This window comes from Mesorhizobium sp. M4B.F.Ca.ET.058.02.1.1 (assembly GCF_003952505.1).
In the GTDB taxonomy this organism is placed as follows: Bacteria; Pseudomonadota; Alphaproteobacteria; order Rhizobiales; family Rhizobiaceae; genus Mesorhizobium.
On record NZ_CP034450.1, the window covers coordinates 4,644,459 to 4,671,289 of the forward strand.

The window sequence follows — 26,831 nt, forward strand, 5'->3', positions numbered from 1 at the left end:
GGCAGGGTGGCGCCAATCTCCTGCTTCCTCGGCCGCTCGGCGGCAAAGGCGACCATGTCTTGCAGGATAGTCGGCGTTGGGGTCTTCTCTTCGAGCGTTCATCGTTTTATCGGTCACCTGTGCTCCTCAAGCAGTTTGTATCGGCGACCTACATGGTCCAGCCAAGCCGCTCGCTCGCTAAAGCGCTGTCGAGGGCTGTCGCGAAGGACGCGGTTATCACGTGGCCCGGGTAGGCACGCGACCTGTCCCTATTCCAGCTATCCGGGCCAAGGGCCGCTATCTGATAGACGGCGCAATTTACCATCCGGGCGCTCGGGCTGCTGTGAAAGTGTTCGCAGTCTGCCCAACTCCCTTTCACTTCGCGCAATAATTCAGCGTCGAACCGAAGAATACGCAGAAGGACATCGCTGTTGCGGCACATTTAGCGCGATCAGCGCGAGCCTCGGCGCTTAGTCTGCTGGAAAGTGACCGACTAATGATCATGGGACTGGAAATGCGTGGGAGCGCCCGCAGAAGCTCAAGATGGCCAAACTCGTCGAAACACCTTGCCGCTGCCAGTTCCGAGTGAAAACGAACAAGGATACATATGATTACGAATCCGCCCTTCCGTCCTCGTGAGATACCGACTCGCCACCACGAGATCCTCATAGTTGGCGGAGGGATCGCGGGCGCAAGTGTTGCCTTTCACCTGGCAAGGAATGGTAAGAAGGACGTCGCACTCTTGGAGCGCAACAGTCTTACGTCCGGTACTACTTGGCACGCAGCGGGTTTGATTATGCAGACGCGTGGTACGCACGCGCTGACGGAGATCGCAAAATACAATGCTGAACTTTACTCCGCGCTGGAGGCCGAGACCGGCCAAGCTACCGGATTCAAGCGAAATGGCACGCTTGGGGTAGCCAGAACCAAGGAACGCCTCTACGAAACTGCACGCAACGCCTCGATCGCCAAAAGTTTTGGCCTTGAGGCCAACATGATCTCGCCGAGCGAGGCGAAAAAACTCTATCCAGCGCTCAACGCGTCAATCATCGAAGGCGCAGTCTTTATCCCTGGGGACGGCCAAACCAATCCTGTCGACACATGCATGGCGTTAGCTCTTGGCGCCAAAAAGAACGGGGTAAAAATTTGCGAAAACGCAGAAGTCACAGACCTCTGGCGCACAGCAGACGGGCACTACCAAGTTCGAACTAATGACGGAGTTGTTGAAGCTGAAATTCTCGTACTTGCGTGTGGGCTTTGGACCAGAGAACTAGCGTCGAAATTAGGTGCACGAATTCCGATATACGCGGCAGAGCACTTTTATGTAGTGACCGAAGCCATGGATTTTGTGACGCCCACCTTGCCAGTGCTACGCGACACCGACGGGCATGTGTATCTCAAGGAAGATACAGGAAAGCTCTTGGTTGGTGCCTTCGAGCCTTGGGGAAAACCTTTGCCGATGGGGAAGCTTCCGAAGGAAACGGCGTACATCGAGCTTCCTGATGACTGGGATCACTTTGAGCTACCGATGACCAAAGCGATAGAGATTGTTCCTGATCTTGCGAACTGCGGCATTGGAAAGTTTTTCAATGGTCCTGAAAGTTTCACCCCCGACCTTCTGTTCATGATTGGGGAAGTTCCCGGATCGAAAAATCTCTTCGTTTCCACCGGATATAATTCAGAGGGCATTGAATACGGGGCAGGAGCCGGACGAGCACTGGCAGAGTGGATCATCGCCGGCGAGCCTCAAATGGACATCAGCTTTGTCGATGTCGCCCGATTTCATCCCTTCCAGATCAACAAGCGATATTTGCACGATCGCACAGCCGAAGTGCTGGGCCTTCATTACAAGATGCATTGGCCGGCGTACCAGCCTGAGACATCCCGAGGTGTCCGCAAAAGCGCTCTTCACGACCGGTGGGCGAGGCTTGGTGCCAGCTTTGGCGAAGGAATGGGATGGGAGCGTCCCATGTGGTTCGCGGGGGAGGGGGTATCGACTACAAACGTCTACTCCTACGATGAGCCTAACTGGTTCAAGTATACCAGTCAGGAATGCCAGGCTGCCCGCAACGATGCTATTTTGTTGGACCAAAGCTCTTTCGGTAAACACTTGGTGCAGGGTCGTGATGCCTGCCGTTTTCTTCAGTGGCTTTGCGCCGGCAACGTGGATGTACCGGTGGGAAAGTTGGTATACACCCACATGCTCAATGAAAAGGGCGGGATAGAAACAGACATCACTGTAAACCGATTGTCGCAGACAGAGTTCCTAATCATCTCGTCAGCGACCGTCCATCCCCGGGATCAGGCCTGGATAACAAAACACATTACTGACGAATGGAATGTCACGGTCACCGATCTCACCTCCGGGTACGCGGTCCTGTCATTGCAAGGCCCGCGATCGCGCGAGATCCTATCCCAGGTAACTGATATAGATCTCGCGAACTCGGCGTTTCCATTCGCCACCAGTCAGGAAATCGATATCGGATATGCTCGTGTTATAGCCAATAGATTGACCTATATCGGAGAGCTTGGCTGGGAGCTTCATATTCCAACCGAGATGGCACAGCACGTGTTTGACGTTGTTTGGGAGGCCGGCCAGGCGTATGGGCTCAAGGCTGCAGGATACCACGCCCTTGAACATCTGCGGTCCGAGCGCGCCTACCGAGAATACCAGCTCGATCTGACGCCAGTGGATACGTTGCTTGAAGCGGGGTTAGGATTCACGGTGGACTGGAATAAAGAAGGCGGCTTTATAGGAAAAGAGGCGTTGACATGCCAGAAAAAATCCGGACCGCTTAAAAAACGACTGGTATTATTCAAGCTTCGCGATCCGAAGCCTGTCCTCTTTCATGAAGAGCTTGTCCTCTGTGACGGGAGGATTGTCGGATATATTTCCTCCGGCGTGAAGAGCTTTACGATCGGGACGTCAATCGGAATGGGATATGTAAACCACTCCGCTGGTGTCACGAAGGACCTGATCGAAAACAGTCGATGGGAAATCGAGATCGCCGGCAAACTCTATGCATGTGACGCGTCGCTCCGGGCGTTTTTCGATCCAAACGGGGATCGGGCTAAGCAATAGTCGTGCGCCACTGTGGAGGTGGAGAGAGCTGGTTCTCGTCCTCCCCCCAAGCGGATCCGCTCCGCGATTATCTTCGAAGCGGCCGGCTCACTTTCCTTATGGCTCATTGGACCGCTCGGCCGGCGGAGCTATGACGAGGTTTCGATGAGCTCCGAGTTGAGGCTTCGCCCGGCGCGCCAGCCTTGAGAGCGAGCTGCCTCTGCTTTGCCGGGCGATCGCCTTCACCAGCATCGGGTTGGCGACAATCACCCGGTCGACATAGGGCGACAGAACCCGCACCACCGCCATGGCATTGCCTCGTAGCTTCGATGACAACCTCATCCGTCCGTCGCAAACTGCGGCCGAAGCCTTCCAGTCCCGAGCGGGTCATGTCGACCCATCCGTGATGGCGGAGCCGGCGGTCTTCCCAAACCACCACCTCCGCAAAGGTGCGGTGGATGTCCATTCCAATCACACGTCTCATCGGCTCCTCCTTAAACAGTCGGGAGCCGGCGGGCGACGCGACACCCTACGGATCCGCGCTTTCGGCGCAACCGGGCAGGTCGTATCCCCACGGTGACGGCCGCCTTGCTGAGGTAGGCTGAAGGCTGCAAGTCCTAGTGCAAGCACTAGGAGTAGCCCTGTGACGAAGCATCAGATCGAAGTGATCACGTCGGTCGAGCGGCGCCGGCGCTGGTCTCGCGAGGAGAAGGAGCGGCTGGTCGCCGCGACGTTTGAGCTTGGGGCCAGTGTTTCCGAGATTGCGCGATCGGCTGGCATCCATGTGAGCCAGCTTTTCCGGTGGCGCAAGGAGCTCTGCCAGATCTCCGCGCCGTTCGTGCCGCAGCTCGTTCCCGTGGAGGTCGTCGAGGCACTGCCAGCGCCACCTGCGCCTGCGCAGCCACCGCCGATCTCCCGACCGCGCAAGAAGAGCAGCATGGTGACGATCGAGCTTGGCGGCGCCCGCCGCCTGCGGGTCGAGAGTGATATCGATAGCGAGGCGCTCGGCCGGATCCTGGATGTGCTGGAGCGGCGATGATCTCGATCCCGAGCGGTGTGAAGGTGTGGCTCGCCACTGGCTATACGGATATGCGCAAGGGCTTCCCCGGCCTGTCGCTGATGGTGCAGGAGACATTGAAGCGCGATCCGCACAGCGGTCATTTGTTCTGTTTCCGCGGGCGGCAGGGAGGGCTGATCAAGGTGACCTGGCACGACGGCCAGGGTGCATGCCTGTTTACGAAGAAGCTCGAGCGCGGCCGCTTCATCTGGCCCTCGGCGGCCGACGGTACGGTGGTGATCACGCCCGCTCAGCTTGGCTATCGGCTCGAAGGCATCGACTGGCGAATGCCGCAAAAAACCTGGCGTCCAAGCTCGGCGGGATGAGCAAAACCGCTGGCATGGCGGGAGCGAATATGATTCCATCGCGCCATGACCGATGCAGCCGATCAGCTTCCTGGTGATCTTGCCAGTGCGCACGCGCTCGCCGAGCGTGCAGCCTGCCGGGAGGCGCAAGCAGTCGCCGCCCGCGCGCAAGCCGTGAACTCGCACTCGGATGCGCTGATCGCCCGACTCAGGCTGGAGATCGAGAAGCTGAAGCGCGAGATCCATGGCCGCCGCTCGGAGCGCAAGGCGCGGCTTCTCGAACAGATGGAGTTGCAGCTTGAGGAACTGGAAGCCGACGCCAGCCAGGACGAATTGGCGGCGGAACTGACGGCACGCTCCTCGACGGTCAGGGCGTTCGAGCGCAAGCGACCGTCGCGCAAGCCTTTCCCCGAACATCTGCCCCGTGAGCGCGTGGTCATAGCCGCGCCGGCGAACTGCCCGTGTTGCGGTTCGGGCAAGCTGGCCAAGCTTGGCGAGGACGTTACCGAGACGCTGGAGGTGATCCCGCGCCAGTGGAAGGTGATCCAGACCGTGCGCGAGAAGTTCTCTTGCCGCGAATGCGAGAAGATCTCGCAGCCGCCGGCGCCCTTCCATGTGACGCCGCGCGGCTTTGCCGGGCCGAACCTTTTGGCGATGATCCTGTTCGAGAAGTTCGCCCAGCACCAGCCGCTGAACCGGCAGAGCGAGCGCTATGCCCGCGAGGGCATCGACCTCAGCCTTTCCACACTGGCCGATCAGGTCGGAGCTTGTGCCGCGGCGCTCAAGCCGGTGCATACGCTGATCGAGGCCCATGTGCTTGTGCTGACCGCCTACATGCCGATGACACGACCGTGCCGATCCTGGCCCGCGGCAAGACCGATACCGGTCGCATCTGGACCTACGTCAGGGATGACCGGCCGTTCGGCGGAACATCGCCGCCGGCGGCGCTCTACTATGCCTCGCGCGATCGGCGGCAGGAACATCCCGAGCGTCATTTGCGGAGCTTCACCGGCATTCTGCAGGCCGATGCCTATGGCGGCTACAATCCGCTCTTCAAGGTGGACCGTGATCCCGGTCCGCTGACCCAGGCGCTGTGCTGGGCGCATGCGCGCCGCAAGTTCTTCGTGCTTGCCGACATCGCAACGAATGCCAAGCGTGGCAAGAACGCCGCGCCGATCTCGCCGATCGCGCTTGAGGCGGTCAAACGCGTCGACGCCCTGTTCGATATCGAGCGCGACATCAACGGACTCGTCCCCGACGAACGTCTGCAACGACGCCGGCAGGAAAGCCGTCTTCTCGCCACCGAACTTGAGGCCTGGATGCGGGCAGAGCGGGCAAAACTGTCGCGCAGCTCTCCGGTCGCCGAGCCAATCGACTATATGCTGAAGCGCTGGGAAGGGTTCACGACCTTCCTCGGCGATGGCCGGATTTGCCTCACTAACAACGCGGCCGAACGCGCGCTGCGTGGTTTGCTCTCGGCAGAAAAGCTTGGTTGTTCGCGGGCTCCGATCGAGGTGCCGATCGGGCTGCCTTCATGGCGACGCTGATCAACACCTGCTTATACCGCGCGCGGCATAAGCAGGTTTATGCCGACCGCCGAACTATGCCGAGTGAGCAAGTTTTTACCAACACTTTCCTCAACGTAGCGGTAGCTGGATCGGCATAGCTTAGGCTCTCTCCGTCGCAATTAGACGCGAAGGAGAGGACATATGAACGCAAGTGACTATCTGCAACGCAGCACACTGTATCGGAAGCTGCTCCACGGGCCATTTGGCGAGTTTGCACGCGTTTATGCGGGCAGATTGTCGGACGAAGGCTTCGGTCGGCAATGCACCTGGCGATCGTCAAGCCTATTTCGTGAGCTGAATGACTGGCATGTCGGCAACGGGCACGATCTCCAGGATTTAAGCGAAGTTCATGTTGAGCGGTTTCTTGAGCACCGTTCCAAGCACTGGAGCATCGATTCGGGCACCGATCGGCGCTCCGGCGCTTGCTTGCCGCGTTACGGCAAGAAGGTTTGATACCAACCGCCCTTCCGATTGAGCGCACGGAGTACGAGCAGATTGTTGATGTGTTCGCGGCTTACCTCACGAATGAGAGGGGGCTCGCCCGCTCGACGGTGGAAAGCCACAAGCTGCTATCGCGCCGATTTCTGCAGGAGGTCTGTCCGGCTGGCGCAGATGCGTTTGCAGCGCTCACCCCGGAGATCGTCATCGGTTATGTCGAGCGACATGCTCTCGATGGCTCCGCCGACAGCGGCAAGGCAATGTGCGGGGTGGTGCGCGCCTTCCTGCGCTATTTGCATCTGAAGGGCTTCATTTCGGTGGCCTTGGCCAATTGTGTGCCGTCGATCCGTCGCTGGCGGCTTGCTGGCCTACCAACCTTCCTGCCACCACAGAAGGTTCAGGTGGTTCTCGATGCCTGCGATCGGACCACGGCAATGGGCCTTCGCGACTATGCGGTTTTGATGGCGCTGGCCAAGCTGGGCTTGCGCGCCAGCGAGGTTGCCGCGCTCAGTCTTGACGATATCGATTGGCAGTCGGGCAGAGTCCTCGTCCATGGCAAGGGGCGGCGGCAAGCGATGATGCCGCTACGCCACGACGTCGGTGCAGCTATCGTCGCCTACATCCGGCATGGGCGACCCGCTTCACCGTGTCGCCGGTTATTTCTGCGAATGCTTGCTCCGCACGTCGGCTTTGCCTCGCGAAGGAGGCCCTCGAGCGGGCGGGTATTCACGGCTATGCGCACCACGGCGCGCATCTCTTCCGCCACAGCCTTGCGACCGACCTGCTGCGGTCGGGGGCCAGCTTTGCCGAGATCGGCCAGTTGCTTCGTCACCGGAGCATCGACAGCACAAGGATCTGTGCCAAGCTCGACATCGAGAAGCTGCGCGAACTGAGCCTGCCGTGGTCGGGAGGTGTCCAATGAGCCGTCTTCGAACAGCGCTCGAGCGCTATGTGGGCATGCGCCAGGGATTGGGATACAAGTATCATGGCCCCGCTCGGCGGTTGTCGGATTTCGTCACTTTTATGGAGGCTTGCGGCGCCGAGACCGTCACCACGGCGCTGGCGATGAAGTGGGTGACGTTGATCGGCCGACAACCGAGTTGGTCCATCCGCCTGACCGATGTGCGCTGCTTCGCTCAGCACCTCGCTCATTTCGATCCCCTGACGGAAGTGCCACCTCAAGACGCTGTGTCGCCGGCGCGGCGTGCAAAGCCCTACATCTATACCGATGCTGAGATCACGGCGCTTCTGGCGGCGGCACTGTCGCTGCCGCCGGCCAACGCGCTGCGTCGCTGGACATATCATTGCCTGTTCGGATTTATAGCGGTGGCCGGGCTACGCCATTCCGAAGCGCTCGACCTGCTCCGGGACGACGTCGATCTCGACCAAGGTATCCTCACCATTCGGGAGACGAAGTTCGGCAAGTCGCGGCTGGTCCCGCTCCATGCCACGACGGTCGCCGTGCTGTCGGACTATGCCGCGCGACGCGACGCGCATCTCGTCGCGCCTCGTAGCCCCTATTTCTTTGTCGCCGAGCAGGGCGGCAGATTGCTGCACCAATACGTGCACCGGGTGTGCTGGCAGCTGTCGCGACAGATCGGTCTGCGGCAGCGGGGGCAGCGCAATGGTCCGCGGATTCACGATCTTCGTCACCGTTTCGCCGTCCACGCCCTGACCAACTGGTATCGTGCGGGCGAAGATGTCGAGCGGGAACTGCCGGTCCTCTCGACCTTTCTCGGCCACGCCAATGTTCGCGACACCTACTGGTATCTATCCGCCGCGCCAGAGCTAATGACCCATGCCGCGCGACTGCTGGATAAGCGGTGGGAGGTTCACTCATGAGTGCCCCGAACGATCTGGCCGTGCTGATCGAGCGGTGGTTCACCGATCGGCTCATGCGACATCGAGGCGTAAGCTCCAACCATCGCCTCCTATCGCGACACCTTCCGGCTCCTGTTTGCATTCGTGCAGACACGCCTTGGCAGGTCTCCGTCGCAGTTGACACTGCGGGATTTGGACGCGCCTTTCATCGGCGCATTCCTGGAGGACCTCGAGACACTGCGATCCGCCTCAGTGAGGACCCGGAATCTCCGTCTTTCGGCCATTCGGTCTTTCTTCAGATATGCGTCGTTCGAGGAGCCGGCCCATAGCGCCCAGATTCAACGCGTGCTCGCGCTCCCGAGCAAGCGATGCGACAAGCGACAGCTTCAGTTTCTCACCAGGCCCGAGATTGAGGCGATCCTGGCCGTGATTACACTCTGCTGTTGCTGGCCGCGCAAACGGGGTTGCGGGTCTCGGAGACGTGCGATGCCTTGGCAAGGGCCGCAAGGAGCGAAGTACGCCGCTCACCAAGGTTGCACAGCAAGCCCTTCGGGGCTGGCTCAACGAGCCCAGGATGCGGGGTGCAACGGCTCTCTTTCCGAACATGCACGGCGGCAGGCTGAGCGCCGACGGCGTGCAGGCGCTGCTGAACAAATATGTCGCCAAGGCTCGCGAACACTGCGTCACCCTCCGCTCGAAGCGGGTGTCGCCCCATGTTTTGAGACACAGCGCTGCCATGGAGTTGCTGCAAGCGGGCGTCGATTGTTCGGTCATCCCCCTATGGCTGGGTCATGAGGCGATGGTAACGACGCTGACCTATCTTCACGCACATCTTGAGCTGAAGGAATCCGCACTTGCCAAGCTGAAGCCATACGAACGCGCAAAGGCCGAACGATTTCGACCAAACGACCGGCTTCTTGCGTTCCTGAACGCCCTTTGAGCATGAGAACTATGCCGAATGTCAACGACCGGTTCTTGGTCGAAATGGCGGGCAAAGCGCTTCATACCGCCATGATCGGAAGAGGCGCTCGGCATAGCTCGGCGGTCGGCATAAACCTGCAAGCTCAATGGTGTCGAACCGCTCGGCTATCTCGCCGATGTCCTCACCAGGATCGTCAACGGCCACCCCAACAGCCAGATCGACGATCTCCTGCCTTGGGTCTACATCAACAAGCTCGAGCTCAAGGCCGTGGCCTGAGAACACCGCTTACCCTGTTACAAAGGACCTGGGGCGAAAAAAGTCTATCCGTCACTCTGACCACGAACATAAGAGTACCTTCGAATTTAGGGGACACACTCTCCTCCGCAAACATCCACCTTTCGGGGCTCATTCCAGCACCCGTGTCAAGCGAAGTGAGGATTTGACCCCCGCATTGCCTCAAGCAAAATGTGTGCCGGTAGTGTCGCTGTTCCGAATGGTATGGTCAGGCGTTGTCATCCCGACTCGGAGGATGGATGGTAAGGCGGATGTCAGCGTCACGCGCCTGAAGCGAGGCCCTCGGCCAATTCCAGCGCTTGCCGCTCGAACAGGCGGCGGTAGGTGCCGCCGTCGAGACGGGTCAGGGCGGCATGATCGCCTTCCTCGATGATATGGCCGCCGTCGAAGACGAGCAGCCGATCGAGCGTGCGCACCGTCGCGAGCCGGTGCGCGATGACCAGCGTGGTCCGCCCGACCATTAACCGCTCCATCGCTTTTTGGATGAGCACCTCCGATTCAGAGTCTAGGCTTGATGTCGCCTCGTCGAGGATCAGGACGGGCGCACTCGCGAGGAACGCGCGCGCAATTGCTACTCGCTGGCGCTCGCCCCCAGAGAGCTTCACACCGCGCTCGCCTACCAGCGTGCTGTAACCCTTCGGCAGGCCCTCGATGAACTCATGCGCGCTAGCAAGCCGGGCCGCTTCCTCAATTTCTGCTTGGCTAGCGCCGGGGCGGCCGTAGCCGATATTCTCGCTGAGTGTCCGGTGAAATAGGACGGGGTCCTGGTGCACCATCGCGATTTGGGAGCGCAGCGAAGTCTGCGTCACCTTCGAAACATCCTGCCCGTCAATCATAATGCGGCCGCCATTCACGTCATACAGCCGCTGGATGAGCTTTACGAAGGTGGTCTTTCCAGAACCAGAGGGGCCGACGAGACCGACGCGCTCGCCGGCTTTAATTGAAATGGAGAAGTCAGTATAGATCGGGTGATGGTTGCCGTAATCGAAGTAGACATTCTCAAAGTCGACGGAGCCTTCGGTGATCCGGATCGGCTTGGCTCCGGGAATATCAGCTACCCCAAGTGGCTGGTTCTGGATATCGACCACCTCCTCCATATCGTTCACCGAGCGCTGCAGCTTGCGCAAATGCATACCGACCTCGCCGAGATAGCCTTGCACGACAAAGAAAGATGCGAGCACTAAAGCTACGTCGCCAGGGGTTGCCTGCCCGCGCGACCACAAAATCGAGGCATAGCCGATGACGGAAGCCCTGAGTACAACCAAAGTTAGACCTTGGGCTGTCATGTTGATCGTGCCACGAAACCAACTCCGGCGCATTCGATGGCGCCACTTGGCGACGACCGCCGCGAGGCGTTCGTCTTCCCGCGCTTCCGCGCCGAAGCTCCTGACGACCGCGTTGCAGCTGATTGCATCCGCGAGAGAACCGCTGATCCGTGTGTCGCAGCTGTTCGCCAGAGTCGCCGCCGGTGCCACGTAGCCGAGCGACAATGCGAAGGTGAGAGCGACATAGAAGAGCGACCCGCTGCCGACAATCAGACCCATCATCGGCCAGTTCCAGCCGAGCAGCGCGGTCGACCCTATGAGGATAAGAAGCGATCGGAACAGCTCGTTCAATATTGTGTAGTTCATCAGGTCGAGCGCCCACATTCCGCGGGAGATCTTGCGTACAGTCGAACCTGCGAAGCTATTTGCATGCCAGGCTGTCGAAAAGCGCTGGACGCGATGGAATGCTTCTCCCGCCACATCCGACATCATCCTCAGCGTCATGTGGTTGATCCCCATGAAAGTGACGTGTCGCGTCACGACGGCACCGAGTGTGATTGCAACCAGCATGAAGGAGGCTGTAAGCGTTGGATCCCAAGCTGTGACTTTCGTCGTTGAAGCGCGGGCCACAGCATCGACGAGACGGCCCGAGTAGAGCGGCGTCAGCACGTCTGCCAACGCGGAGCCTAGGATCGCGGTCATGATGATCACGAGCCGGGCTGGCTCCCTGGTCCAGTGGCGGACAGTGAAGGCGAGAACGCTGCAAAAAGCGCTGTCGCGTAAATCACGAAGAAAACGGGTCATGCCTCTAGATCGGCGCACCGACGCTCCCCAACAAAGCCTTGCGTTCTGATGTGGCACGCATCATGCTTTCCTTTCCTCGTTCGAGTGTCACCACATCGCGGGCCGGCAGTTCCTGTCCTTCACTACCACGCAAGCACAAATCATGCCGATGGACAGGAGCTGCCCCCAAAAGACCTTCGGCTTGTACTTCAATGGGCTGTCGGGCAAACAGCAAGCCTCCATGTCGGATAGAGCCGTGTTGGAAACCTCACAAAACGACAGTAACTGTCGTTTGCCGATTTGCCGAGGATTGTCCTTGTGTGATCGAGGGCCGCAACGGCGATATTCCACATGGGGCAATAGCGGGAGCGAGTCGCCCTGAAACCAAGCACATCCTTGGAAGGGGCTTGTTCACTGATACGATGGAAATACGGGCTCACGACCTGACGTGGGGTCCAAGCATCTGATGGAGAACAGCCACGGAAGAATATACCGGTCTCGACGCGTCGATGAAGAGACAGCGATCCGACGTGAGGGCAAGCGCGTCTGGCGCGGGAAGTGCGCCTCTGATCCAAAGATCATTGCCGAGCTTATCCGTAAGCGGGTGCCAGCCGCCAAACGCGTGGTGTTCGAGACTGGAACCCTTCCGTCTGGTTCTATCACGCGCTACGCGCGGAAAGGGTGCCAGCGATGCATCGATGCTCGCCATGCCAAAGCTGCGCTCGATATGGCGCCGAATAAGACCGACGCGAACGACGCCGACGGTTTGGCGGATCTTGCAGAGGTGGGATTCTTCCGTGAGGTGCGGGTGAAAGGTTTTGACAGCATGCTGACCCGCACGCTCGTGGCGGCACGAACCCGGCTGGTCCGGATCACCACCGAACTTTCCAACCAGATTCGTGGAATCATGAAAACGTTCGGGCCTGCCTCGTTCCTGCACGTAAGGGGAACCACGTTCGAGAAGAACGTTCGGCGCCTTCTTATCGACCACGAGGAACTTGCTCTCATCGTGCTGCCGATGTGGAGGCCTGGCGCGGCATTCGCATCCGTGCCGCCGAGCTTGGGCGCAAGCGTGCAGATGCAAGTCAGAGCGAGGCATGCCGCATGCTCATGTCGATCCCGGGCATCGGCACCATCACCGCAACCTCGTTCGCCACTGCCATTGAAGATCCGGACAACTTCAAGACGTCCCGATCTGTTGGACCTGGATAGGCCTGACGACGCGCTGCTACCAGTGCGAGAATCGATTATGACGGCTATATATCCAGACGCCGCGACGGCCATTTGCGAGGGCTTCTCTACGAAGCGGCGTCGGTTATTCTGACGCGTAGCTCAACCGAGAGCACCCTGCGGACATGGGGTCTCCAGCTCCGGGAGAGGATCGGCTTCAAAAGAGTAGCTGCCCTGGCTGTCCGAGCGCGAAGATGCGATTAGATAACCCATTATAAAAACTCATCGGCCTCCCAACCTTAGGTAGGAGCGTGTATCTTTACGCCTGCTAATCTGCCGCTCGCAGAATCTATCCCAAGGCGTGGGCGAGAAGCGTTGGGGATGGACGGCTATGGTGGCCAGCGCGTTCGTCAGCCTTTCAGGGGCCGGTGCCCCAGCCTCTGCTGCGAGAGAATTTATGCGCGTGCCAATGATAAGATGAGGCATGAGATGCCGTTCCGATTGCCGATGAGAATACATCAGACCGAACGTTTAATTCTCACCCCAATACGACGTGGAACAAGGCAGAGTTGTTCAAGCTGCACAATGACCCGCTTGTGCAGAAAGCAATTTGAACCATGTGCCGCAGAGCACTGAGGACGTACACAAATGGCTCAATCGATAGGTCAGTAGCGGAAGAACAACTTTGGCGTCTAGCTGGTGCACGAAAGTGCAATGCTGGGCCGAGGTTTGTAGGTCGATGCGGTCTGCAAGACTATAAGGACCAATCCCGAATTTGCTTATGCTTTTTTTTGGAACATACGGCCGGACAGGTCTGGGCCCTGAAGCCGCACGCTTCACCATCACACATGCCTTACGAAATTCGACCAAGCAAAAAAATTGTCGGTTTTATTGCGAGCGGCAACGAAAGGGCGTGCTGTAAGCCGGGACCGAGTCTGTGGGCGTCGCGGTGAAAAGCCGTCTCCCCGGGGTTCAGTGAGGGCGAAAGCCGAGTAGCTGAGCTCCTCCGATAGTCAGCTCACTTCGGCCATCTCAACCTCAGATACTCACGATCTTGATTCTATTCTAGCCAGTTTCGAGACATCCGACGCATCATAACTTTCCAAGAATTAGAGCATTCGCGCAATGGGACAAAGGTCTCATGTCGCCGACTAGTTCGCCTGGGATTGACCGGCAAGAGGCGCCACCACCATTGAGGTTGAGCGAGGCACTTGGCTCGTCCGACTCACGAATTTAAGAGGCATGTTCGAGGCTTGAGATGCATCTCAATCGGGATTGCACGCTGACTGCGCTGGGGAGCGAACGGCGGGGAAGGCGAGTGGATGCGAAGACGAAATCGAGGCCGAGAACGCCGGGAAACATATCCCTTGCGAGATCGTCTCAAGTCTTCCAATTCGAGCGCGGCAAGCCCCGCGTCGTGATGCTCTCGGTGACAGCTTCAGCCCATCGTGGTGATAAGGGAAACAATGGATGAAACTGCGTGAATACGCTACCCACGATGCCACCGGGCTCGCGGAGCTGGTAAACAGACGCGAGATCAGCGCAATCGAACTTGTACAATTGGCGCGTGAGGCTCACAACCGCATGAACCCCACCATCAACGCCGTGGTCGAGTTCTATGACGACGCCGAGTCTGTGCGTGGGGCGGACACGGGGCCATTTACCGGGGTGCCCTTCCTGCGCAAGGACCTGGGGCCTACCGAGGCCGGTCGCCTTCAGGAGTGCGGAAGTCAGCTCTTTGTAGGCTATCGGCCAACTGTGGATAGCTACTTCATTCAGCGCGCGCGCGCGGCAGGGCTGCGTATCTTAGGTCGCACCACCACTCCGGAATTGGGGATCGGGAGTAGCGAGTCCGCGTTGTGCGGGGTCACCCGCAATCCCTGGAACCTTGAGCGAACGTCCGGCGGCTCGACGGCGGGCTCTGCGGCCGCTGTGGCTGCGGGAATTGTCCCGATCGCTAGCGGCGGCGACGGCGGTGGCTCGATCCGTGTACCCGCATCGTTCTGTGGTCTCGTCGGTTTAAACCCCTCACGCGGCCGGGTCTCCGGTGGCCCGAACCAGCAGGACGGTGGCCTCAGTCGGAGTCGCACCTTCCTTATGTGTCGCACCGTTCGCGACATGGCGGCGGCTCTGGATGTGTTCAGCGGCGCCTATCCGGGCGATCCATTCGTTATTGCTCCGCCGGAGCGGTCCTATGTGGAGGAGCTTCATCGTCCGACCGGTAGCCTGCGGGTTGGGGTGGCAATGTCGTCGTGGGTGGAAGGCCAAGTAGGCCCGGGCGTCCTTGAGGCCGTGATAAACACAGCGCAGCACCTTGAGGCCATGGGACATCGAATCGAAGAAATGCCTCCACCCTACCATCCGGCACTTTATCCAGAGGTCGCCGCCGCCATGTATCACATGGGACTCTTGACCCTCGATGCTACCGCCCGTGAGCTCGGGCGCAAGATTGACGAGCACACTCTGGAGCCAGTCAATCTAAAGCTGTACCGGAAAAGCAAACAACGCCCACTCACCTACGCGGGGGAAGTATTCCAGCGCGATCGCAAGTTTCGGGCCGATGTGGGTGAAGCAATCAAGGACTACGACATTCTCGTAACTCCCACAATGCCCTGCACGGCGTTTCGCCACGGGACATACTCGACTCTTGACGAGAACCTGACCGTTGAAGACTTTCTACATGGCGCCGATCTAGCGATGCATCAGTACATGCACATCTTCAACGTCACGGGTCACCCATCCGTTTCACTGCCGCTTTTCCAAAGCCTGGACGGCTTACCCATAGGTGTTCAGATTGTGGGGCGCTTCGGTGAGGAGGCGACCCTTGTTCGTATCGCCCGCGACCTGGAGGAGGCGATTCCATGGGCAGCGCGACGGCCGCCCGTGTTTGCTGGCGAGTGTGAATAGGAGTCGTTCTTCATGCGAACTCGTGCCGGGGTGTCCGGCCACCCTACCAATAGGCCGCCTGCGTGGGATCAGCACGATCGGAGCCCCGACTGCCTAGGGGCCGACTTCAGTACTCGCAAGGAAGCGCGCAATCCCAAAGGGCATACACCGCCCCTTCGCCGATCATGGACAGTGCGATGGGCGCGGGGAGATGCGCTAAAAAGCGTGACGCGACGCTACGACAAGGTCGTATTATGTTAGATTTGTGCGATTCTGAAGAGACTTTCCCGAAGGCTGGCTTGAGGCCATGGACTGCACGACGTTCTTCCTTACAGCTGCGCTCGTACAGATCGGAGACGGTCGAGAACCAAAAAGCCTGGCTAGCGCTGGCCGAGAACAGGCATGCCGATGAGTGTGTGACGCGCTGACGCAAGCTGGGCAACCGGACGCGAGCAGCCCTGGCGAGGCTAGAAGCTGCGGAATGAAAGATAGCCATCACCAATGTTATTTAGGAAGCGCAGAACCGGCGGTATCCTGTCCGGCTTTGTTTTCTTCATTTGGCTGCCCGCACCTCATACCTCTTGTGGCGCTCATTTGGTCCAGTGTTGGGCTCTTCTCCCGGTTCGACTTCATTCCTGGTCGTGTCCCATCGGGTGGTGTAGCTCGGCGGTTACGAAGCCGCTCGTGCGAGCGCGCCGTTAGTAGCGGTGTAAATGCTAGGGGCGGCGGCGAGCTACACCACCCGATGGGACACGACCTTTTTGTCGGCATCACGCGACCCAAGAGGCGTTCTCCCGTTCGGGCTCATCAGCCGCTGCGCCAATTCTTCAACATCCACTCTGCCTCCCCTGAACAATGTCTGGATCAAACCGAGTTTCGCAAAAATATCGGCTTGAGCACCGGCGTCGTTCAAATGCAGGGCAGGCTCAATCCCGGCAAATTCGCTGGGCGCACTCCTTACGAATGATATCGATGTCGGACCGTATGATGCCGGCGGTGAAGGACGACTTGAAGGCGAGCATTGGCGGGATACGGTGCTTGATCCGTCGATGGTCCGGCTCAATGCGATTGTCGAGGTACTGGCTTTGACGGATCCGGATCGGATTCAGCCGGCGCCGGGAGCGATCCTGCAAGCGATTTGTAGCATGCAGAAACGATTGCCTCCATCGATGACGACGCGCTCGGGCGGACTATGACGGTCCAGTGCCTTTCTGAGGAAGCGCTGGCGCGCCGAAGCGGCGCTTGATGAGCCTCGACATCTGGGACCGCAGCTATTTCGTCGGACACTTGCGCGGTAACAGCGTTGTCCATTCGGTTGAGCAGCGCCATGGGAATCCCATTGTCGTGGTCCTTACATGCTACTGTGGTTCCGCTCCCGCAGCGGTAGGGACAAGCGCCTGGGAGAACGTCCGTTGCCTACCAGTCTCCCTTCCAAATACACCGCAAAACCCTCATCGGCAGCCATGGGCAGATTTCGCCCTTTCTGATCTCGAGGTTTGATGTCGCGCAGACCAAGCAAAATTGCCCGTGGTTCTTCAGCGTTGTCCCTTTTGTGAATCCCCGCCGAAATGCCATGCTGATGTTGGACGCAAGCGTGCTGGCCAAGAAAGCGCTGGTCGTAAACGATCGCAGGGCAGAAGGCATCGACCGCTTCACTTATATGGCGAGCGTCACAAGCGCCGGAACGGTGGTAGTTCAATGGCTAATTCCGGCAGCGACGCGGGAGTTTCTATGTAGACATACTCGTTTGGAATGCAGGGCGGAGCCATCGCCGAAATGAGTCTTCGCAGATTGTCCGCGCTGTTGCTGACAGCTAGCGTGTAGAAATTTCCGCAATTCCATGTCACGCATCCATATTTGAAATAAGCAGCCAATGCTGCTGACATATCGTCAAGCGTCGTCTCGTTCCGGCTCATACGCTGGAGAATTACGTCAGTTTTATTTTTGATATCATCCGGATTGAAAAAACGCGTCTTATATCCGTGATCTTTCTGCAGCTCCCGACGCAAGTATTCATCGGAATCAGCGTTTCTGAATTTTTCTAGGAAGAGAAATATGCCTTCTTCTTTCAAATGACGTTTCACAAAACCAATCTGCACCATTCGATTGGGCGAATACATTTGAAACGTGGTGTCCTCCAAGATGATGTCGAATCCGTCGGAAAATTGCTTGAGCCCCGGCGTCGCGACCATTCGACTTCGGGTCAAGTGATGGAATGGGCCCAGGAAGAACGTCGCATGTTCGGGTCGTCCGTGAAGAAAGAAGCTCTCCTCGTTTTCCTTATTCGGACTGCACGAAAGAGTTTGAATCTTTCCCTTGCCTAATTTGGCTAGCGTTCGAGCAAGTATGCCTTCGGCGGCGCCGAGTATATAGATTCGAGTCAGGCTGTCATCATGCCCAGTGAATCCATATCGCAAGAACGCATCGCCAAGGCGAATGTCCTCCTCAAGACGATAAGGAATACTGCTAAAATAATGAGGGCCGAAACGGCCCCAGATCTGGCGTTGCACATTGTTTAAGCCTACCAGCGCCTCATCCCCTTGGAAAAGTCGCGGATCAACGCGCGGCAATTTGGTCGGAACTCCTGATCGTCCAGCAGCCGTCGCCGAGAAAAATTCGGCCATTTCATTCAGTCGGGGCGCTTTATCGCACTCCCTAAAAAAATCTTGCATCTGCTGTTCCATTTCGGTCGCCCCGGCGAATTGCTCGACGCCACAACCTCGGGCAGTGCAAGCATGAGGCTGCTGCTCTAGGTGCATCGATCGAGAAGAAACGCTATTCTTGCTACGCTTGGTCATCAGGTTAGTTGTCCATCATTGAAAGCGGCGGCTGTGGCCGGAAACGAAGATAGGTCATCATCGTCGACTGCCACTGTCTCGTGCTCTAAATTTTTCCATCAACTTTCGGCGACCACCTCCTACCTTGCGTCAAATTTGCTGGCGTAAGAGCCGCAGATGTTCCTATTTGCCAGCGGTCGGAAATGATGTGATCGACCAGCCGACTAAGTTGACGGCGCGCTGAAGTATCGCCTTGCTCCGGGCAGGGGTGTGTGAAGCGGCGATGACATGTCCGATCGTGTCTCGGGATTCGCCTTTTCTGATTATCTGGGTCTGGGGTTCAACATAGAATTTGACCTCGGCTACACCCGGGATGGCAGCAGCCTGACTGTCGCCGGCGATCCACTCGAGCGTGCCATCGCGGTCAGCAACCAGGAATCGCGCGGCCGCTGTCTGCGAATGCCTTTTGCGCAAGTCCCACTCCTCGCCGATGACAAGCCTGATATGCTCGGTGACGAGATCGACGCCGTAAGCCAGCTTAACTAGTTGGGGAGTGGGCGTGCCATGAAGCCGCGGATTGACTTCAATGACGACTGGGCCACGCTTGGTCCACCGGAATTCAATCCCCGTTGGCCCCCAGCCAAGGCCCAGAGCTCGCAAACAGCTAAGCGAAACAGCGGCGATACGCCCATGCTCGTCATGAGTTAGCGGTGCCGGAAAAGTGAACTCACGAAAGACGAAATGCGGTGGGGGGCCGAAGTCAGCGGTGCCAATCGCAATAACCTCATTTCCCATTATGTCAGCGCTATAGTATGGGCCTTGTGCGAATTCTTCGACAAGTATCCTCGGCGAAGACCGCCATATATGCTTCCCGCCCAACAGAAAGGTCGTGTGTTCGGCCAACTCATCGAGGGTGCGGCACAATCGAACACCTCTGCTGCCGACGCCTACGGCTGGCTTAAGAATCACCGGCAGCCCGATCTCAACGGCAAAGCTTTCCACGTCCGTCGCATTCGTGGCCAAGCGATAAGCAGGTGTTGGGACCCCGGCCTCCGCGAGGAGCTGACGTTGAGTAAATTTGTCGCAGCATCGTTCAATGGATGCGGGGTTCGGTCCCAGCAGATCGAAATAGCGGCAGAGTTTGCCAACTGTCGCGTAGACCGCCTCCCAGGGGCTCGTAATGCCAGCAATATCATACGTCGCACGTAGCCGGGAACATTCGGCGATCAGCGCATCGAGATTGTCCGTATCGACACGAATTGCCTCAATTCCTTCCGCCGCGAGATAGTCGTACTGAGCTGGATCAGCCGACAGGGTAATTGGATGAAGGCCAAGACGCTGCGCCGCTTGGACATACAGCAGACCAGTGGATCTCGCATGGCCTTCAACTAGGATGAGAGCTCTTCTTGCCATCGACTGTAAACCCCGGCATTGTGTGCTTTGCAACGGTGCCCGACCTCAAACTCAAGGTGAACGTATCATTGTCAGCTATCAGCGGTCGCAAAGATTCTGTGAAGTTAGTTGAAGTGTCTGTTAAACGATTGCCGGCGGTGTGACACGGAGCGTCTCGACAAATTTAGGAGCGTTGCGAATGTTCAAGGGACGCGAGTTTGGCCAGGTTACTGCTTTGGGTGCGCTTGTACCTGCCTATAATCTCACTTGCGTGATTTGGAAGAACTGATGGCGAGCGCCTGGTTGTGGTCTCGTTCCAGACTGTCACGAATGGAATGGGTGCGTGTTTCGGTAATTGCCGGACACCCTTTTCGCTAAATCCCGGACAGTATTGGAGTGCACCCCTCGACTGAGACAAGGAAAATCGCGGACAGTTTCCCTGCAAGAGAGGAAACTGGGGCATGGCCGGACGGCAAAGAGTTATTGATGAGGACCAGAAGCTGGAGCTTCTCCAGCGCATGGAGGCGGGTGGACACTACGAAGATCCACGCCTCGGCGCTGGCGAAGGTCGCCTCGAAGTCCTTGGCGAGCCGACGGCATCGTCCGAGCCAGGCGAAAGTTCGCTCGACGACGCATCGTCGCAGCAGCACCTCGAAGCCTTTGGCCGCGTCGGAGCGCCGGATGATTTCGATGGTCCACGTGCAGGTCGGCCCGGGCCTGGGTCAGTTTTCTCCGGCATAGCCGCCGTCGGCGAATAGATGGCGCAGCCAGGGATAGAGCTGTCGAATGGAGGCAATGACGCGGACCGCTCCATCCCTGTCCTGGATGTCGGCAGGATGGACCATTAGCCCGACCCAGATGCCCCTCGGTGTGGTGATAATGGCGCTGCGACCCTTGATCTTCTTGCCGGCGTCGTAGCCGCGCAAGCCCGTAACGTCCGTGGTCTTTGCCGATTGGCTGTCGATGATGCCGGCGCTCGGGCTCGCCTCACGCCCAAGCGCCAGACGTGCCGCGGCCACCCGATGGAAGTTGATGTTCTTCCACAGCCCATTGGTCTCGCAGGCATAGAAATAGCGTTGAAGCGTCGAAACAGGTGGAAAGCGGTCCGGCAATGCCCGCCAGTGGTAGCCTGTCCAGGCGATGTAGAGGAGCCGTCCACGACCGCCCGCAACTCGGTCGTGCGCGGTCGTACCGTCGCCCTTGCCTCGGGCATGAACGGCTCGATCGCCGCCCCATTCCTTATCCGTTAACGCATTTGAATTGCGGTAGAGGATCTTCTTCTTCCCGCCGTCCTTGGAGCGGAACACGCCCCGTTCCTCGTAGAGGCCGAACGCGTCGCTGAGCGCGGCGAGATAAAGGATGTCGGGGGGCGTGCGGAACGCAAATCTTGCCGATATGGCGGGTCTCCTTCAGCCTCAGATGAGTCAACTGCGACCGCCATCGGTCGACCTGTAGACCCATGTCCGTAAAGAGACCTCGACGAGGATCGTCGTTTTCGCCCGTGCCGGCATAGATGACGTTCGAGTCGGCACCGGCGACCGCGAGCGCGCCAAAGCTGGCGCCCTTGAACTAACCGACGGACGCGTTGCGCCAACAAACACCGCCGTCGATCGTCTTCTACACCCCGCCCGCGCAGGCACCGGAATAGAACACCAGCGGGTCGTCGTAGTTGCCCGCGACGGCCACAACGCGGTCACCTCTGGCGGGTCCAACGCCATTTGAGGGCCTTGAGGCTTTTGGGATCAGTCACATGAATCTGCGTAGACATCGCATCAGCTCTCGAGAATGATGTTATTGTGCCCAATGAAGTTGCTAGCCCATTCTTCATCCTCGGCTCTATCAAGGCGCTTTGGCTTAAATGGCGGGCTGGATGTATGGCTGGTGCAGCTACACCAGATCGAACTTTCCGGCCCCTTCGACAACCTCGATCCGTGAACCATACGCCATCGACGCCGATGCAACCCTCCCCAAGATGCGATCGGCAGCGGCTCCCGTGGCCAAATGCGGCACCAACCGGCGCTGCAGGACTTCGTCCTTCAGCCCCTCCTCGCCTCCGAGAATGACCGGGTGGAGGGTTAGAGATGTCAGCCGATGGTTCTGATCGAAGGAGCAGAGGCCGACGGCACTTTCCCAAACCTCGTTTGGCTTCCAAATGTCCGACCGTGAATGGAAGATGAAATTGCCGAGGCTGTGGAAGATCGGTCGGCCCTGATAGATTTCGATGGGCAAGAGTACCGGAACGCCATGGCTGACGAAGATCGCCGCGCCTGCATCGATGCATTGCCGCGCGAAGGCGCTGATCCAGTCGGGCGACTGCAGCCAATGGCTCGCCCAGTGATGGTGGTGCAGATAAGCAATTACCAGATTTCCGCCATCTGCGGCCATTCGAATGGCCCGGAGATTGTTCTTGAGATCTTCTTTGTCGATAAAGACCGTTCGCTCGAACCGGTCCGACTTGCGAAAGGCCGCGCGCCCGATCCACAGTTCCCCTTGATTGAGCTGCGGCTGGTCCTCCGGCTCGTACAGGTCCAATGAGGAGTATCCAGCCTTGTCGAGGATCGCCTTAAGGTGGCCGAAAGCCTCGGCATCGACATCGAGAATCCGAGACATCCGAAGACGATTGATGCCGGGTCGCTCTGGCCGGTGGTCGGTAGCGTCGGCTGCATACATCAAGTCGTCCCCCGGCCCCCCATCCATGGCAACCATCGCAACGGCTCGTTTGCCAAATGTGGCGCTGGCTGGTCCGAGCGCCTCGCTTGCGTTGCGCCCAATTCCCGCATGCAGGAACCCCCTCTTGCCGACCTCGTCCAACGTCGAGAGGATGCCCGAGGGCCCCAGATCAAAGGAGTGATTGTTGGATAGTGAGAGGGCCTTGAAGCCCGTCTCATCCAGGGAGTCCAGAACAAACGGTTTGCTGCTTCCGAACCAATAGCCTTTCATCGGCCACCCGCCATGTGAGCCGTATATCGTCCCCTCGAAGTTCGTAAATGCGAGATCCGCGCCCTTTAGGATTGCCTTCACGCGATCGAACTCCGGGCATCTGATATTTCGCGTATCGTGATGAATTAGGGACTGGCCAGTGACTGCCAAAGTAAAATTGTCGTTCATTTTGGGGCCTTCTGTTTGGATTCTTCCGAGGCGGCCGCGCTTGGTGAATGTTGAGGGGAGGGGCAACAAGCAGCTCAAAGCTCTGCAGCTATCATGAATGGCAATCGTCAGAGTTTGGGTCCAGCCGGAGACAGGGCCACTTCCAACGGCCGCTCGGTTCGTCGGCCCAGCGGGAAATGACATCTGAAGCTGTGCTCCGTGTCGTCCGGGTCTGTTGAGGATTCGGGGAATACGCGGCTGCAGATTTCCTGCGCGTAACGGCAGCGGGGGTGGAACTCGCAGCCGGTTGGCCGCCTCATCAGGCTCGGCACCTCCCCCTTGAGCTCGATCCTATTGAGCACTGCATCCGGGTTAGGCTCGGGATTGGCTGCAAGCAGCGCCTCGGTGTAGGGATGGCGCGGTTGGTCAAAGATACGGTCGGTCGAGCCGACCTCAATAAAGCGGCCGAGATACATGATCGCCATGCGATCGGTCATGTGGCGCACCACGTTAAGATTGTGCGTGATGATCAGGATAGCCATGCCGAGTTCGTCCTGGAGCCGCGCGAGAAGATTGAGCACCTCGCCCTGCACGGAAACGTCGAGGCCTCCGGTCGGCTCATCGGCAATGATCAAGTCTGGATTCAGCGCGAGAGCACGCGCGATACCCACGCGCCTGGCCTGACCTCCGGAAAGCTGATGGGGATAGCGGCGTCCAAAATCCGCCGGCAAGCCGACCATCCGAAGCAGGCGCTCGGCTTCGCCTCCGGCATCGCGATCCCTTAGTCCATGGATCCGAAACGGCTGTGTCAGGAGCGATCGCACCGTCAGCCTTGGCGAGAGCGAGCCGACGGGATCCTGGAACATCATCGCCATGCGCCGCAAATAAGGCTTGCGTTCGACCCCGGTGAGCTCCTCAATTTCCTGTCCGTCGAAGCTGACGCTGCCGCTCACAGCCCTCTGCAAGCCGATTATCGTGCGCGCGATGGTGGATTTGCCTGAGCCACTTTCACCGGCAAGGGCGAGTGTCTCGCCCTTGCGGATTTCAAACGAGACACCGCATACTGCGTCGATGAAAGGCGCTGTCGTCCCGGAAGCTAGCGCCTTGAGCGGACCCATGGTGCGGAAGCGGACCCGCAGGTCCTGAACGCGGAGCAGCGCGCTCATGCCGAAACCAGCCTTTCTTTGTCGAGGAGATGGCATCGGGCGACTTGGTCCACGCCGATGCGATACTCTACCGGGTTCTCTTGGGCACAGCGGTTGGACGCATGTCGGCAACGTGTGCAAAAGATGCATCCCTTCCTGCTGCCGAGGAGACTTGGCACCTCGCCCGGAATGGTCGGCAAAGTGCGGGTGCTTTTCTTGATCCGCCCGGGATCGCACTCAAGTAGCGAGCGCGTGTAGGGGTGAGCAGGATTGTGGAAGATGTCCCGAACGGCGCCCTGCTCCACCACTTCGCCCGCATACATGACGGCGACCCGGTCACACAACTCAGCCACCGCTCCGAGATGGTGGGAGACGAACAGAATCGAGCAGCCGATCTCCTTTTGCAGATCCTTGAGCAAATGAATGATCTGCACTTCCAAGGTCGCATCAAGCGCGGTGGTTGGCTCGTCGGCGACGAGGAGCGCCGGTTTCACTAAAAGCGCCATGGCAATGCAAACGCGCTGACGCATGCCGCCAGAGAAGTGATGCGGATAGGCGCCGATACGGCTTTGGGGATCGGGAATTCCGACCCGGTGAAGCATCTCGAGCGCACGAGCGCGCTTTTCGCTGCGGCTTTCTTGTTCGTGGTGCTGAATATCGATCATCTGGCTCTCGATGGTCCGCACCGGATTGAGTGCGGTCATCGGATCCTGAAAGATCATGGAGAGACGATCGCCGAGCAGGCTCCGACGTCCCTGAGCGGTCATTGTGAGCAGGTCTCGTCCTTCGAACAGGATGCTGCCTGCTGTCACATCTGCATTCTCGGGGAGCAGGCCCATCACCGTATAGGCGAGCGTCGACTTCCCGGATCCGCTTTCGCCGACGATGCCAACCACCTCTGCGGCCGGGACATTGAGCGAAACGTTCCGCAACGCATGGATGCGCCCACGCGGCGTACCGAAATCGAGAGTGAGGTCACGGATCTCAAGAAGCGGGCGGCGGCTGGAAGAGGGCGGCGGTCTCGAATGGTCGTGTCTCATAGGTCTTTCCGCAGCTTGGGATCGAAGATGTCGCGTAGCGCCTCACCGAGGAATGTGAAGCCTAGCGTTGCGAGAACGACAGGAATGCCGCCGGCGATGACCGGCCAGGGCGACTGATTGATGGAGCTATAGCCATCGCTGAGTATCACTCCCCAATCAGGAGTCGGTGGGCGCACGCCTAAGCCGAGAAAACTGAGACCTGCTTCTACGGCGATGACGGTCGGCACATCCATGCTCACCAGAATCAGAAGCGGGCCGATGACGTTAGGCAGTACGTGCACGGCGACAATACGCGTCGTGCTCGCGCCCATGCTGCGCTCTGCGGCTATGTACTCACTGTTGCGCAGGGCCCATGTCTGGGTGCGGACTACACGCCCGTAGATCGGCACCGACCCTATTGCGATGACGAAAATGAGAGTGGCCAGACTGGGTCCGAGAAGCGCGATCATGGCCAACGCGAAAATGATGCTTGGAATGGAGCGCTTCGTATCGAATACAAGCAGGAGCAAATTGTCGAGCCAGCGCGGCCCTATGCCTGCGATGAGGCCAAGCGTAAGACCGACTGCCAGCGAACTGCCAAGAGAGGCGAAAGCGACGAGGAGCGGGATGCGGCCGCCCATCATGACGCGCGAAAACGTGTCGCGACCCAGATGGTCCGTGCCCAGAAGAAATTCCAGCGAAGGGCCCTCCAGGCGCGGCCCAGCCATGATCCGGATCGGGTCCTGCGCGATGATGAGCGGCGCAAATACCGCACTTGCCACCACAAGCGCGACGAGCGCTGCTCCGAGCACGCCCAGAGGGTGGTTGCACAATTGCCGTAGGAAGCTACGGAAGACGCCGAGGCCCTCTTCCCCATTGGCTTCGGGATGGATAGCTTCAATGCTCGCCATGCTAGAGGTTCTCGCGGATTCGAGGATCGAGCGCTGCAGCGACCAAGTCGGAGAGCGTCGTAGTGAGGACGACAAGGAAGCTAGTGATGAGCACGGTGCCCATCACTATCGGATAGTTGCGCGCATTGACCGCGTCCACAATTAACGCGCCGATGCCAGGTCTCGCGAAGACTACCTCGATAAAGACAGCGGACGAAAGTAGCGATGCTATTCCAACGCCGAGTATTGTCACGGTCGGCAGGATCGCGAGCGGCAGCGCGTATCGTGCAACGATGCGCCATTCCGAAATCCCAAACGAGCGGGCCATGCGTATGTGGTTTTCCCCTAGAACCTCTAGCATGGATGCACGCACCAATCGGGAAATGTAGCCGACCCAGCCACTTCCTATGGCAAAGGCTGGGAGGATGAGATGGATAAGCCCGTCCCAGAAACCATTGCCGGCTCCGATCGCCGGCAACCAATGCAGAGTCACGGCGAAAATCAGCAGGGCGTAGACGGCCATAACAAAGGAAGGAATTGCGATCGTGGCGATCGTCAGGACGCCGGCTACCTGATCGATCACGGAGCTTCGCCGCATGGCCGAGCAACAGCCGAGCGGCACTGCGACCGCGACCGCCCATGAGATTGAGACCAGGATCAGTTCGATCGTATAGGGCAATTGCTCGAAGACGATATCGGCAACAGCTCTCTGGCTGAACACATCATAACCGAGATTGCCGTGGAGCAGCCCGCCGAAGAAGATGGCAATCTGCACGACAAGCGGCTTGTCGAGCCCCATCTGCTGATGGAGCTGCGCCTTCATCTCGGGCGTCGCGCGTGGGCCGAGCAGAATCGCGGCAGGATCGCCCGGCACGGCATGGATCATCAGGAACAGAAGCGTCACCGCGATCACAATGATTGCGACCGCGAGCGCGATCCGTTTGAGAAAATAGAACCACATGTTCTTACTCA

At 58.8% G+C, this 26,831-nt stretch carries 16 protein-coding genes and 7 pseudogenes; 12 read left to right on the forward strand and 11 right to left on the reverse strand.

Going from position 1 to position 26,831, the window contains the following annotated elements; all coding sequences use genetic code 11:
• Positions 1 to 586 precede the first annotated feature (586 nt).
• Entirely contained in the window at positions 587 to 3,061 is a 2,475-nt protein-coding gene (locus EJ073_RS22695; RefSeq protein ID WP_126057688.1) for an FAD-dependent oxidoreductase, read from the forward strand.
• Positions 3,062 to 3,157: 96 nt separating this feature from the next.
• Here the strand turns inward: EJ073_RS22695 and EJ073_RS32350 are convergent, their stop codons facing one another.
• Positions 3,158 to 3,382, reverse strand: coding sequence for a hypothetical protein (locus EJ073_RS32350; protein WP_245455316.1), 225 nt, complete (start codon positions 3,380 to 3,382; stop codon positions 3,158 to 3,160).
• 301 nt (positions 3,383 to 3,683) lie between these two features.
• Between EJ073_RS32350 and EJ073_RS22705 the strand changes: the two genes are divergently transcribed.
• The 8 genes and pseudogenes from EJ073_RS22705 to EJ073_RS32365 all read left to right on the forward strand — a co-directional run.
• Positions 3,684 to 4,079, forward strand: coding sequence for a transposase (locus EJ073_RS22705; protein WP_190233800.1), 396 nt, complete (start codon positions 3,684 to 3,686; stop codon positions 4,077 to 4,079).
• Positions 4,076 to 4,423, forward strand: coding sequence for an IS66 family insertion sequence element accessory protein TnpB (gene tnpB / locus EJ073_RS22710; RefSeq protein WP_126057690.1), 348 nt, complete (start codon positions 4,076 to 4,078; stop codon positions 4,421 to 4,423). Before EJ073_RS22705 ends, tnpB begins: the two co-directional genes overlap by 4 nt.
• Positions 4,424 to 4,468: 45 nt before the next feature.
• A pseudogene (locus EJ073_RS22715) lies at positions 4,469 to 5,957 on the forward strand (IS66 family transposase); the annotation flags it as partial.
• A gap of 154 nt (positions 5,958 to 6,111) precedes the next feature.
• Positions 6,112 to 6,423 carry a hypothetical protein gene (locus EJ073_RS32355; protein ID WP_245455317.1) on the forward strand — a complete coding sequence of 104 codons (312 nt, stop codon included), beginning with the start codon at positions 6,112 to 6,114 and terminating at the stop codon, positions 6,421 to 6,423.
• A gap of 419 nt (positions 6,424 to 6,842) precedes the next feature.
• Positions 6,843 to 7,330 (forward strand): annotated as a pseudogene (locus EJ073_RS32360) (tyrosine-type recombinase/integrase).
• Positions 7,327 to 8,250 carry a tyrosine-type recombinase/integrase gene (locus EJ073_RS22725; RefSeq protein ID WP_126057691.1) on the forward strand — a complete coding sequence of 308 codons (924 nt, stop codon included), beginning with the start codon at positions 7,327 to 7,329 and terminating at the stop codon, positions 8,248 to 8,250. Before EJ073_RS32360 ends, EJ073_RS22725 begins: the two are co-directional and overlap by 4 nt.
• Positions 8,247 to 9,169: pseudogene (locus EJ073_RS22730) on the forward strand (tyrosine-type recombinase/integrase). The gene EJ073_RS22725 and the pseudogene EJ073_RS22730 overlap by 4 nt, the downstream one beginning before the upstream one ends.
• 164 nt (positions 9,170 to 9,333) lie before the next feature.
• Positions 9,334 to 9,427, forward strand: a pseudogene (locus tag EJ073_RS32365) (hypothetical protein); the annotation flags it as partial.
• A 278-nt stretch (positions 9,428 to 9,705) separates the two neighbouring features.
• On the opposite strand, the gene EJ073_RS22740 reads toward EJ073_RS32365, so the two are convergent.
• A complete protein-coding gene (locus EJ073_RS22740) occupies positions 9,706 to 11,514 on the reverse strand; it encodes an ABC transporter ATP-binding protein (RefSeq protein ID WP_126057692.1) in 1,809 nt (602 codons plus the stop codon).
• Positions 11,515 to 11,959: 445 nt separating this feature from the next.
• Between EJ073_RS22740 and EJ073_RS32370 the strand changes: the two are divergent.
• The 3 genes and pseudogenes from EJ073_RS32370 to EJ073_RS22750 all read left to right on the forward strand — a co-directional run.
• A pseudogene (locus EJ073_RS32370) lies at positions 11,960 to 12,358 on the forward strand (hypothetical protein); the annotation flags it as partial.
• 245 nt (positions 12,359 to 12,603) lie between these two features.
• A complete protein-coding gene (locus tag EJ073_RS32375) occupies positions 12,604 to 12,705 on the forward strand; it encodes an IS110 family transposase (protein WP_245455761.1) in 102 nt (33 codons plus the stop codon).
• A 1,428-nt stretch (positions 12,706 to 14,133) separates the two neighbouring features.
• On the forward strand, positions 14,134 to 15,570 hold the full coding sequence (locus EJ073_RS22750) for an amidase (RefSeq protein WP_126057693.1): 1,437 nt from the start codon (positions 14,134 to 14,136) through the stop codon (positions 15,568 to 15,570).
• A gap of 983 nt (positions 15,571 to 16,553) precedes the next feature.
• On the opposite strand, the pseudogene EJ073_RS32380 reads toward EJ073_RS22750, so the two are convergent.
• The 9 genes and pseudogenes from EJ073_RS32380 to EJ073_RS22795 form a co-directional block, all read right to left on the reverse strand.
• Positions 16,554 to 16,649 (reverse strand): annotated as a pseudogene (locus tag EJ073_RS32380) (IS6 family transposase); the annotation flags it as partial.
• A 570-nt stretch (positions 16,650 to 17,219) separates the two neighbouring features.
• On the reverse strand, positions 17,220 to 18,233 hold the full coding sequence (locus tag EJ073_RS22760) for a class I SAM-dependent methyltransferase (protein WP_126059309.1): 1,014 nt from the start codon (positions 18,231 to 18,233) through the stop codon (positions 17,220 to 17,222).
• Positions 18,234 to 18,509: 276 nt separating this feature from the next.
• Complete coding sequence (locus tag EJ073_RS22765) at positions 18,510 to 19,739, reverse strand: acetyl-CoA carboxylase biotin carboxylase subunit family protein (protein WP_126057694.1); 1,230 nt, start codon at positions 19,737 to 19,739, stop codon at positions 18,510 to 18,512.
• 515 nt (positions 19,740 to 20,254) lie between these two features.
• A pseudogene (locus tag EJ073_RS22770) lies at positions 20,255 to 20,992 on the reverse strand (IS5 family transposase); the annotation flags it as partial.
• Positions 20,993 to 21,605: 613 nt separating this feature from the next.
• Complete coding sequence (locus EJ073_RS22775) at positions 21,606 to 22,826, reverse strand: CapA family protein (RefSeq protein ID WP_126057695.1); 1,221 nt, start codon at positions 22,824 to 22,826, stop codon at positions 21,606 to 21,608.
• A 107-nt stretch (positions 22,827 to 22,933) separates the two neighbouring features.
• Complete coding sequence (locus EJ073_RS22780) at positions 22,934 to 23,971, reverse strand: ABC transporter ATP-binding protein (protein WP_126057696.1); 1,038 nt, start codon at positions 23,969 to 23,971, stop codon at positions 22,934 to 22,936.
• On the reverse strand, positions 23,968 to 24,990 hold the full coding sequence (locus tag EJ073_RS22785) for an ABC transporter ATP-binding protein (protein WP_126057697.1): 1,023 nt from the start codon (positions 24,988 to 24,990) through the stop codon (positions 23,968 to 23,970). The genes EJ073_RS22780 and EJ073_RS22785 overlap by 4 nt, the downstream gene beginning before the upstream one ends.
• Entirely contained in the window at positions 24,987 to 25,880 is an 894-nt protein-coding gene (locus tag EJ073_RS22790; protein WP_126057698.1) for an ABC transporter permease, read from the reverse strand. The genes EJ073_RS22785 and EJ073_RS22790 overlap by 4 nt, the downstream gene beginning before the upstream one ends.
• Position 25,881: 1 nt before the next feature.
• Positions 25,882 to 26,820: an ABC transporter permease gene (locus EJ073_RS22795; protein ID WP_126057699.1), complete on the reverse strand. Its 939-nt coding sequence runs from the start codon at positions 26,818 to 26,820 to the stop codon at positions 25,882 to 25,884.
• Between the last annotated feature and the right edge of the window lie 11 nt (positions 26,821 to 26,831).